Origin of the sequence: Lysinibacillus irui (assembly GCF_028877475.1) — a bacterium.
GTDB classification, from domain to species: domain Bacteria; phylum Bacillota; class Bacilli; order Bacillales_A; family Planococcaceae; genus Lysinibacillus; species Lysinibacillus irui.
In genome coordinates, this window is the sequence record NZ_CP113527.1 from 3,094,682 (window position 1) to 3,106,014 (window position 11,333).

Here is an 11,333-nt window from a genome sequence, read left to right on the forward strand (position 1 = left end):
CCTTACCCTTTAACTTGTTGTTGACGAATTAAGTCGATATGATCTAAAGCCTTACCTGTACCGATTGCTACACAGTCTAACGGATCTTCCGCGATAAATACTGGCATGTTTGTTTCTTGGCTAATCACTTTGTCCAAGTTAGTTAATAGCGCACCACCACCAGTTAAAACAATTCCGCGTTCCATAACGTCAGCAGACAATTCAGGAGGAGTTTGTTCTAATGTTTTTCGAACACCATCAATTATAGATGCAACAGCTTCACGTAATGATTCAGAAATTTCCTGTGAAGAAATTTCAATTGTCTTCGGTAAACCAGTTAACAGGTCACGTCCTCTAATTTCCATTTTTTCCTCTGAACCTTCTGCTAAGGCAGTACCAATTTCCATTTTCACAGCTTCTGCTGTACGTTCACCAATTGTTAAATTATACGTTTTACGAATATATGAGATGATAGATTGGTCCATAGCATCCCCACCAACACGTACAGATTCACTTGTTACAATACCACCTAATGAAATAACTGCAACTTCTGTTGTACCACCACCGATATCAACAACCATTGACCCAGTAGGATCCCATACAGGTAGATTAGAACCGATCGCTGCTGCAAATGGCTCTTCGATTGTGAAAGCCTCTTTTGCACCGGCTTGTCGAGCAGCATCAATAACCGCACGTTGTTCAACTGATGTAATACCGTACGGCACACAAATCATAACATTTGGTTTTTTCCAGTTACCGCCGGAGTTTTTACATGCTTCTTTTAAATAATACTCAATCATTGCTGTTGTAATATCGAAATCAGCAATAACACCATCTTTCATTGGGCGAATTGCTACGATTGAGCCAGGTGTACGACCAATCATATTTTTCGCATCATTACCAACGGCAACGATATCTCCTGTTTTTGTATTTTTTGCTACCACTGAAGGTTCACGTAAAACGATTCCCTTTCCTTTAATAAACACTAATGTATTCGCTGTGCCGAGGTCAATCCCGACATCTTTACTTCCTAGTCCAAACAAATTGTGTACTCCCTTTCTATATAAGCCATACTTTCGTTGACATCCATTATCTTTGACGACAATGTATAGGAAAATTGAATTGTGTAGTGTATCTACACAATTGACTCCTCTCAAAATCCATAACATCCGTCAAATTGTTTATCTTCATCAGCCGGTGATTCACACCACGAAAAAACTACACACTCATTCACCTCACCACCAATTTTCGATGGGAGTCCTTCCTGAATAAAGATAAAATTCATACCTTTCATTATAACGGAATAACGCAAGAATTTGTAGTGCCACATACTCCATCTCACAGAAAAGATACTATTTTAATTCCCTCTTAAACTAAAAATAGTACGTATAGATTAGCATATAATTTTTATTCTCATAAAACAATGTGTATCAGGCTACCAATTTTTGTGAAGATAATAGAGTTTCTATGAATACATTAACGATTTGTAAGGAAAAAGGTTCGCCAATATACCACAAAAAAATACAAAAATTTTATGACTACCTATCATTGACACTTTGATGTTATTATTGCACAGATTTTTTAGCTGACTTACATGATGTAATCAATAGGTATTGCTAGCCCCTCCTACCGAAAGCAAAAAACTCTGCACAATACATGCAGAGTTAAAAATATCCTTTTTCCTTCAAACTAATAAATTGATGATCACCAATAATAACATGATCGATTAATTCAATGCCGATAATATAACCAGCTTCAACGATACGCTTCGTAACTTCAATATCCTCCGTACTTGGCGTTGGAACTCCACTAGGGTGATTATGGGCACAAATAATTGAAGCAGCAGATCTCTTGACAGCTTCACGAAAAATTTCCCTAGGATGTACGATGGAGGCATTTAAACTGCCAATAAAAATCGTTTGTTTATGAATAATTTGATTCTTGATATTTAAAAACAGAACGACAAAATGTTCCTGTTTAAGCGAAGTCATATCAGGCATTAAATAGGCCGCTGCATCTTGTGGAGAGCGAATAGTAAATTTTTCATCATTATGCTTCTGAGCCAGACGTCTTCCAAGTTCAATGGCTGCTAATAATTGAATAGCTTTTACCTCTCCTATTCCTTTAATGGCCACCATTTCTTCGATGGTTGCGTGCTTCAGATGGTGTAGTCGTTCAAAAACATTTAAAACTCTATTGGCAAGAACTAGCACAGATTCTTCCTTTGTGCCTGTCCTTAACAAAATAGCAAGTAGCTCTTGGTTAGACAAACTTTCAGCCCCTTGCCGTAGTAGCCGTTCACGGGGGCGATCCTCCATATTGACATCACGTATCATTAAAGTTGGTACTTCTAGCAAACATACTCACTCCTTCGCAAATTGGACTATTTGTAGCGCTACCAATTGCGAAAACAAAGCTGCAAGTGGTAGACCTACAACATTGTTATAATCTCCTTCAATTCGTTTAACTAATAATGTACCGATTGTTTGAATGCCATATCCACCAGCTTTATCGAATGGATCACCAGAATCTACATATGCTTCGATTAGTTTTTGTGTTAATTGGTGAAAAACAACTGTAGTTTCTTCCACAAAAACAGTTTCCTGACCACTTGGCTCAATAATGGCTACAGCCGTCATCACAACATGCTTATTGTCTGATAGACGTTGTAAGTGAGAAATAGCTTCCTCACGAGATTTTGGCTTATGTAGTAGCTCATTGTCGTACACTACGATTGTATCCGCGCCAATAATCGTGGCTTCTGATGCTTTTTTGGCTACATCGCGTGTCTTTAATAAAGCTACTCCTTTTACATAATCCTGCATGGTTTCTGCTTGTACACTTGTTTCTTCCACTTTACTTGTCATAACCTCAAATGGAAGAGCTAACATGCCAAGCAATTCCTTCCGTCTAGGTGAAGCAGAAGCAAGTATAAGCTTATGATTTGTTTTCAACATTATCTGACCATTCCTCCTTATCCTTATGATAGCGAAGAATGGGCTATTTGAAAATTTTTTAAAAATCAAGATAACGAGGATTTCGCTATGTTTTATGATTAAAATTTAACCTGTAGACACGTATTCTTCGATTGATAATGAGAAAAAACGTGCAAGCGGATGATATTAAGATCGTTGGAAATAGTAGAGGCTGCCGCACCAATAGATTGCCAATCCTCAGGTAATGTGGAATCTTTTCCTTTTTCCTTAAAATTTAATTTTGTGGCATTTTTATCTGCTAAAGCTGCAGGTATTTCTGCAAGTGTGGGCTCCTTACAACTTTCACCACTAACACTAAAGGCTTTTTTAAATGTTGCAGGTTCCTGTAAAAATTCAAGCTGACTTTCTTCAGTCACCATGCTTGTCCATACATAAAATTTCCCATCAACTTGAACAATTGCGCTCTCTTTTAACGCAGGGTACTCTGCAACGAATGAACTGGCACTCTCATAATTTGAGTAGACACCTGCTTGGCTAGCAAAAAACATCGATGCATTCGATGTATTGCTTGTCTCACCGGCAGTTGGAATCGTCTCTGATTGTGATTGATTATTTGCCACTTCACTACCGTTTTTCTTTAATGGTAATTGCGTACTCGCTTGTAAAGCACCCAAAAAAATAGCTACCCCTAATAGACCAACAAATCCACCTATAATCATTGCTCGAAATATTTGTTTTTTCATCACATGATTGACAATTTTCATTCATCTTCACCTCATCCTTCCACCTATCTATCCTACGAGTAACTTTTTCAAACATACTATGATTCAATATGATATAAGTATATGTAGGTTATGAAGTGTAAATGCGAAATTATTGTTTTTTGATACATAACTAGGTTTGCTAGTATATATAAAAAAACTAGGACCCTCTCTCAAGAGCCCTAGTCTTTTCATTCTTTTAATCTATTACGGACAGCAGTTAATAAATATAACGAGCCAGATACAACCGTTCTTTGCTTGCTCTGTGATTGTGCCTGTAAAAAGGAGGCATAATCAACTAGGACGGTCTTTGAAGTTGCATTAGAAAGCTCTAGCATTTTTTGCGCAGTCATGGCACGTGGATTGTCAAAATCAACAAAATAAAAATCATCACTAACCTGCTCAAAAATTTGTAAAATCTGCTGAACATCTTTATCTGCTAGTATACCAATGACAAATGTGATCGGTTCACTAGGAAACTCATTCTTAATCGTTTCTACTAATTTTTCTGCACTTGCTGGATTATGAGCACCATCCAAAATAATAAAAGGCATTATTTCTTCAAAACGTCCTAAAATCGAGGCATTTTGCACCGCTTGTCTAATGGCTGAATGATTGATCGATACATTTAAAACAGAAGCCACTTCAAAAAACGCTGTGATAGCTAGTGCCATATTATTTGCCTGATGTCCACCTTTCATGGAACGTGTTAGGTTTGAAATTTGGCAATGTTGGGCTTCATTCGTATAGCATTCCCCATCAGGAGTGGCCATAATCGCAAAATGATGGCCTAATTCAAAAACAGCGGCTCTTTTGTCAGAAGCTTTATTATAAACAACACGCTTCGCTTCGTCTGGTAATTCACCAATAATGACCGGGCAATGTTGTTTAATAATCCCCGCTTTGTGATGGGCAATACTTTCAAGTGTATCCCCTAAAAACTTTGTATGTTCTAAAGCTATGCTCGGGATAATTGAAGCAATCGGTGTTACGACATTCGTGCTATCCAATAAACCACCCATACCCGCTTCAATCAACGCGATATCCACCTTCTTATTTACAAAATGTAAAAAGGCTACTACCGTTAAGAGCTCAAAATCTGTTAATTTCCCACTAAGTCCTGCTTGCTGCATTTGTTGAAATACTCGGTCCATTTCAGTAGCTGAAATAGCTTGACCATTTACTTGAATTTGATCATGAACATCAACTATACAAGGTGACATAAATTTACCCACTCGTAATCCATGTTCTTGAGCAATGGCCTCTAGGAAGGTTAATGTAGAGCCCTTCCCATTAGAGCCAGCTAAATGGACAACACGCAATGTTTGTTGCGGATTACCTACTAGAGACAAAGCTTGTTCAATGGCCTCTAGACCAGGTTTAATGACATCATCACTTTCGACTTGCCACTTCACTTTATAATGATCAAAGCTTGGTATCATTGTCCATCCCCCTGTAGCCATTGTCGAACTTCCGCTATAAAGTATAAAGAACCTGTAATCACCACAATATCTTCTTTATGTCTCTCATGTAAGACTGTTTGAACGGTATGTTGCCATTCTTGATGATGTCGTTTATTAGGATTTGTTGACAATATCGCTAAGCTTTCGGCATCCATCGCATTTGGTAAATTTATTTGTGTAAAAGCAATAGAAGTTGCAACGGCATCCATTAACGCAATGCTGTTGGCATGATCCTTATCTGCTAATGCAGCATAAATAAAGTGATATTTTTTTTGCGGATAGACTCCTTCTAGTGTTTTAATAAGGGCAGCTGTACCTTCGGAATTATGCGCCCCATCTAGAATTATATGATTAGGCCATTGTTCAAAGCGTCCTGCCCATTGCGCACGACGTAGACCGTGACGTATTGAATCGTCAGCAATGGTGATTGCTCCTTCCTCACGTAAGATGAGCATAGCCGTTATCGCAAGACTTGCATTACTAATTTGATGAGGGCCAGCCATTTTTAAGGATATATTTGACATCCTGAACTGTTCTCTTTCATATGTAAATTGCTGAAAGTCTGTATTTTGGGAAATAGAGGAAACCTTGAAATCTTGCCCTAAAATAAAGCACGGTGCATGTCGTTCTTCTGATGTAGCTTTTATGACAGCCAATGCCTCCTCATGCTCCACACCAACGACAACAGGTACGCCATCCTTGATGATTCCAGCTTTTTCGGCAGCAACCTTTGCAAATGTGTCACCTAAAAATGCTGTATGTTCAAGAGAGATTGTTGTAATGATGGCTAAAAGTGGTGTTACAACATTTGTTGCATCTAAACGTCCTCCAAGACCTGTTTCAATAAGCGCTAAATCTACTTCTCGATCGGCAAAATATTGGAACATTATTAATGTCACTACTTCAAAGAAGCTCGGAAAATCTCCATTGTATTGCTCTTCTATTATTTCGGCAACTTGATTGAAATAGTATAAAAATTGTTCATCAGAGATTTGTACGCCATTAATGGTTATACGTTCATTAACTCGCTCTAAATGCGGGGACGTAAATGCTCCTACTTTGTAACCTGCATGTTGTAGCATTTCTCTTAGTGCATTGACTGTTGAACCTTTGCCATTTGAACCGGCCACATGGATAACGCGTAGTTTGTCTTGTGGATTGTTCAAATGAGCTAGTACTTCCCGCATGAGTACAAGAGGCTGACGTTTATGATCAACTGCTTTTAAAGTAAAGATAAATTTTGTACATTCCTTCATTGTGTTAAACAATAGAAAACACTCCCTCTTACTGCAATACCTTTATTTTAGTACAAGTATCATTTAATAACATAGCTAAATGTCAAAACTCTAAAAAACACGCAGTGAGCGACTGCATGTTAGCACTCTCTTTTGTTTATGCATCTGGTGAGCATCTAGAAAAGCACCCATATTGTCTAAAATAATTTGACGTCATTATTTATCAGTGGAAGTTCTTTTTAGTATTGATATATAAATCCAAAGATTATTGTAAATAACACTATATGTTTTTCCTAAGCCGCACAAAAAAAGCAATGGATGACTTTCCTCATCCATTGCTTCTAGCTTACATATTTTTTAACTCTTCTAAACGTTTTAAAACAACGGCATGTTTACTTTCATAATCCGCTAATTTTTCACGCTCTGCATTCACTAATGCTTCAGGTGCTTTCGATACAAATTTCTCATTTGATAGCTTACCTGTAACAAGCTTCACTTCTTTTGCCCATTTCTCTAACTCTTTTTCAAGGCGAGCGATTTCTTCCTCTAGGTTAATAAGTCCAACAAGTGGTAAGAAAACTTGTGCTCCTGTCACAACTGCCGTCATTGATTGACCTGGCGCTTCTAAGCCTTCACCAATTGTTAGTGTATCAGGATTACAGAATTTTTCTAAATAAGCTTTATTCGCCTCAAGAACCGCCACTGTTGCAGCATCTTTTGCTGAAATAAATAACGGTACTTTTTTGCTCATTGGTGTGTTCACTTCCGCACGAATATTACGTACTGAACGTATAATATCCATTAGGAGCTTCATATTATCTGCTTCATCAGCAAAATGAAGGTCCTCACGTACTGTTGGCCATGCAGCCACAGTAATAGATTCACCATCATGCGGTAAGTGCTGCCAAATTTCCTCTGTAATGAATGGCATAAATGGATGTAATAGACGCATTGTTTGATCTAGAACGTAAGCTAAAATAGAACGAGTTGTCTTTTTAGCTGCTTCATCCTCACCGTAAAGTGGTAATTTCGCCATTTCAATGTACCAAGAACAGAAATCATCCCAAATGAAATTGTAAAGTTCACGGCCTACTTCTCCAAATTCATAGCGTTCTGCAAGAGAAGTTACACGTTCGATAGTCTCATTTAAGCGCGTTAAGATCCATTTGTCAGCAACGGATTTTTCACCTGTTAAGTCGATTTCATCAAATGTCATACCGTCCATATTCATAAGCGCAAAACGTGATGCATTCCAAATCTTATTAGCAAAGTTCCATACTGATTCTACTTTTTCGGTTGTATAGCGCAAATCTTGACCAGGTGATGAACCTGTTGCTAAGAAGTAACGTAATGAATCAGCACCATATTGTTCAATAACATCCATTGGATCAACACCATTGCCAAGTGATTTACTCATTTTACGTCCTTCGCCATCACGTACTAAGCCGTGAATTAATACATCTTGGAATGGCCGTTGACCTGTGAATTCTAAACCTTGGAAAATCATGCGAGATACCCAGAAGAAAATAATATCATAGCCCGTTACAAGTGTATTTGTTGGGTAATAGCGTTTATATTCTTCATTCGCTTCATCCGGCCAGCCCATTGTAGAAAACGGCCATAGTGCAGATGAGAACCAAGTATCTAGGACATCTTCATCCTGTGTCCAATTTTCTGCATCAGCTGGGGCTTCTTTCCCTACGTAGATTTCGCCTGTTTCATTATGATACCAAGCTGGGATTTGATGACCCCACCATAATTGACGAGAGATACACCAATCACGAATATTTTCCATCCAGCGAGAATATGTGTTTTCAAAACGAGCTGGTACGAAGTTTACTTTCCCTTCTGCGTCCTTTTGTAGTTCAAGGGAAGCATCAGCAAGTGGCTGCATTTTAACGAACCATTGTGCTGAAAGATATGGCTCAACAACAGCACCTGAACGTTCCGAGTGTCCTACTGAATGCATATGCTCTTCAATTCGGATTAGCACGCCTGCTTCTTGTAAATCAGCAACGATTTGCTTACGGCATTCGAAACGGTCCATTCCTTTATACTTACCAGCAAGATCGTTCATTGTGCCATCTTCATTCATGACAAGGATGCGCTCTAGATTGTGACGGTTACCTACTTCAAAGTCGTTTGGATCATGGGCAGGAGTCATTTTAACAACCCCAGTACCAAATTCCATGTCAACGTAATCGTCTGCAACAATTGGAATTTCGCGGCCTACAATCGGTAAAATAACCGTTTTACCAATTAAATGCTTATAGCGCTCATCATTCGGGTGAACTGCTACCCCAGAGTCACCTAGCATTGTTTCTGGACGTGTTGTGGCAACTTCCACATATCCTGAACCATCAGCTAAAGGATATTTCATATGGTAAAAGGCACCTTGCACATCCTGGTATATTACCTCGATATCTGACAATGCTGTTTTCGCTGCAGGGTCCCAGTTAATAATGCGTTCACCACGGTAAATTAAACCTTTTTCATATAATTGAACAAACACTGTTTTAACAGCATCTGAAAGACCACTATCTAATGTGAAACGTTCCCGCGTATAGTCTAATCCAAGGCCAAGCTTTGCCCATTGATCGCGAATATGTCCAGCATATTCTTCTTTCCATTCCCATGTTTTTTCAAGGAATTTTTCACGACCTAAATCATAACGTGTAATATTATCTTCACGCAGTTTCGCTTCTACTTTAGCTTGAGTGGCAATACCTGCATGGTCCATACCTGGTAGCCATAGTGCATCGTAGCCTTGCATTCGTTTCATACGAATAAGAATATCTTGTAATGTTGTATCCCAAGCGTGACCAAGGTGTAATTTTCCTGTTACATTTGGTGGTGGAATAACGATTGAATAGGGTTTTTTCCCGCTTTCAGGCTGTGCCTCGAAAAATTTCCCTTGCAACCACCATTCATAGCGACCTGCTTCTATGGACTGCGGGTCATATTTTGTTGGCATTGAAATGTTTTCTGTCACATTGACTCCTCCTAATGTCTGTAGAATGTTGGTAAAATAACGCTGTTCATTTTTTTACCCAACAAAAAAACTCCTCTCGTCAAAAAGGACGAAGGAGTTTTAGTTCGCGGTACCACCTTTAATTCCAGCAGTAGATAAGATAAATGTAAATAAATCACATTTTCTCAGCCTAAATTACTGGCTCTTAATTCGGTAACGGTGTTTAACCGGCTTTAACTACTATTAGTTCACTAAAGCTGCTCAAGGGCTACCTTCAATTACGTACAAATAGAAACTTCTCAGCAACCGTTTCCTCTCTGAAAATGTAAATATAATTTACTCTTCCCCATCATAGCATCTGTATTTGATTTTCCTTATTGTACCGCAGAAACGTGTCATTTTTCAAGTGATTTAGTCATCTTTTAGTAAGAGTAAAGTAAATAGAAAGGAAGTGAGTATTCAAATGCGACGACGCAAGTATAACCCTTGGCTTTTACCACCTTGGCTACGGCAGGTTCGTTTTTATTGTAGAACTATTATCGTACCCATTTGTGCTTTTCAATTTATCCGTGTCATTATTGTGCCAACATCAGGTGATCTAATCTTCTTATTGCTCCTGCTACTTCTCTGCTATTTACTTTTGAAAGACATCATTTGAAACACGGACTTTAAGCGGTGTATATTCTTCTGTAAGGTCCCAAATCATGGAAGGCACTTCATGCCAGGAGCTGGATTCACGCACAACAATATGACTGGAGGATTCCCTCATCACTGCTTTTTGGTCTACTGTTGTCACTTTTTCTTGGCGTGAAGCTGCTGCTACGGCTTGGGGTTGTTCTATATTCATACTTTCTTCAATCGTAGCAATCGCCTTTTCTTGCTCGAAGGCTTGAACAGAGAGGTGTTGACTGTCTAACATATCCTTTTCAACAATGGGCTCATATTCATTAAAAATACTTGTTACTGTCCACTCAAGCTGACACATTTGATTTGTTAGACTAGGACGAATATCTTTGACCATTAAATCTTTAAGATCCGATTCTTTTGGTAAATCCACATGTAAAGGTACAGCATACTCAAAATAACCAGTATCGCCTTGGATATCAAGGGCATCAATTGTAATTAGTTCTTCATCGTCTGTAAATACTTCCATATCTTGAAAATCAAAGCGAACGTGAGCGGTGATGTGGTAGATGCCCATAAGTCGAAGTGAATCCTCTAACTGCATTGCCTGCCACTGAGGCTTAATTTGCACTGCTGCTATTTCAGTTGGGCAGCCGTATCCAGGAAAACAAAATGTTTCGCGCATATTCCATGTTTTTTGTTCGATAATAATCCCTCCCTTTGCATCATATGACAATTGGGAGGGTAGTATGCTAGAATGCTTCAAGTTACATACAACGATAAGAGTATTCTAGTAAAAAAATGGCATGCTAGAGAATTTCATCTAGCATGCCATTTTATGAATGATCTTCCATTCAATTAAACATGTACTAATTTAATTTTATTCGCTACACGATCTGTTAACATTTGTGTTGCTTTTGGAACGATCGGTTTGAAAATTGGATTTAAAACAGGTCCTGCCAAGCCGCCAGCGACTACTTCTAAAAAACCTGTCATTTTTGTATTTTCAGCATCAATGCTTTCTGCAAGGAAATAGCCATTTCCAGTGAAATTATCAGAAAGCCCCTTTAATTCGAATGTTACTTTTGAGGGCGCTACCCATTCTAAAATGATAATTTCTACTTCTACTGTTTTTTTCAAAACACCAACATTACCTTTAAATGTCCATGTTGAATGTTTATCATCAATCATTTCATGTGCATTATAACCTGGGACAAGTTTTGCCCATTTTTCCATATCACTGACGAAATCCCATACATGATCAATTCCTACGGGTACTTCGACTGTATGTGTGCCTGTTGCCATATCAATTCACTACTTTCTTTTATGAATAGCTATATTATAAACGATTTCGCCCACAATTT

At 38.4% G+C, this 11,333-nt stretch carries 9 protein-coding genes and 1 other annotated feature; all 9 genes read right to left on the minus strand.

The genetic code is table 11. From position 1 onward, the window contains the following. Positions 1–2 precede the first annotated feature (2 nt). The 9 genes from OU989_RS15660 to OU989_RS15705 all read right to left on the minus strand — a co-directional run bounded on the left by OU989_RS15660 (position 3) and on the right by OU989_RS15705 (position 11,274). Positions 3–1,022 carry a rod shape-determining protein gene (locus OU989_RS15660; protein ID WP_274793941.1) on the minus strand — a complete coding sequence of 340 codons (1,020 nt, stop codon included), beginning with the start codon at positions 1,020–1,022 and terminating at the stop codon, positions 3–5. Between the two features lie 621 nt (positions 1,023–1,643). Next, complete coding sequence (radC, locus tag OU989_RS15665; RefSeq protein ID WP_274797358.1) at positions 1,644–2,315, minus strand: RadC family protein; 672 nt, start codon at positions 2,313–2,315, stop codon at positions 1,644–1,646. A gap of 27 nt (positions 2,316–2,342) precedes the next feature. Beyond that, complete coding sequence (locus OU989_RS15670) at positions 2,343–2,936, minus strand: Maf family protein (protein WP_274793942.1); 594 nt, start codon at positions 2,934–2,936, stop codon at positions 2,343–2,345. Positions 2,937–3,034: 98 nt separating this feature from the next. Beyond that, the gene (locus tag OU989_RS15675; protein ID WP_274793943.1) at positions 3,035–3,679 is read right to left on the minus strand and encodes a hypothetical protein; all 645 of its coding nucleotides are present in this window, start codon (positions 3,677–3,679) and stop codon (positions 3,035–3,037) included. Between the two features lie 188 nt (positions 3,680–3,867). Continuing rightward, positions 3,868–5,118, minus strand: a complete 1,251-nt coding sequence (locus OU989_RS15680) for a bifunctional folylpolyglutamate synthase/dihydrofolate synthase (RefSeq protein ID WP_274793944.1) — start codon at positions 5,116–5,118, stop codon at positions 3,868–3,870. Next, positions 5,115–6,395 (minus strand): bifunctional folylpolyglutamate synthase/dihydrofolate synthase, encoded by a 1,281-nt coding sequence (locus tag OU989_RS15685; protein WP_319023464.1) that lies wholly within the window; start codon positions 6,393–6,395, stop codon positions 5,115–5,117. Before OU989_RS15685 ends, OU989_RS15680 begins: the two co-directional genes overlap by 4 nt. 325 nt (positions 6,396–6,720) lie before the next feature. Beyond that, positions 6,721–9,366, minus strand: a complete 2,646-nt coding sequence (locus tag OU989_RS15690) for a valine--tRNA ligase (protein WP_274793946.1) — start codon at positions 9,364–9,366, stop codon at positions 6,721–6,723. An 81-nt stretch (positions 9,367–9,447) separates the two neighbouring features. Then, positions 9,448–9,707 (minus strand) — a binding site (T-box leader). Positions 9,708–9,979: 272 nt separating this feature from the next. Continuing rightward, on the minus strand, positions 9,980–10,735 hold the full coding sequence (locus tag OU989_RS15700) for a valyl-tRNA synthetase (protein ID WP_274793947.1): 756 nt from the start codon (positions 10,733–10,735) through the stop codon (positions 9,980–9,982). Positions 10,736–10,827: 92 nt separating this feature from the next. Then, complete coding sequence (locus OU989_RS15705; RefSeq protein ID WP_274793948.1) at positions 10,828–11,274, minus strand: SRPBCC family protein; 447 nt, start codon at positions 11,272–11,274, stop codon at positions 10,828–10,830. Positions 11,275–11,333: the final 59 nt, after the last annotated feature.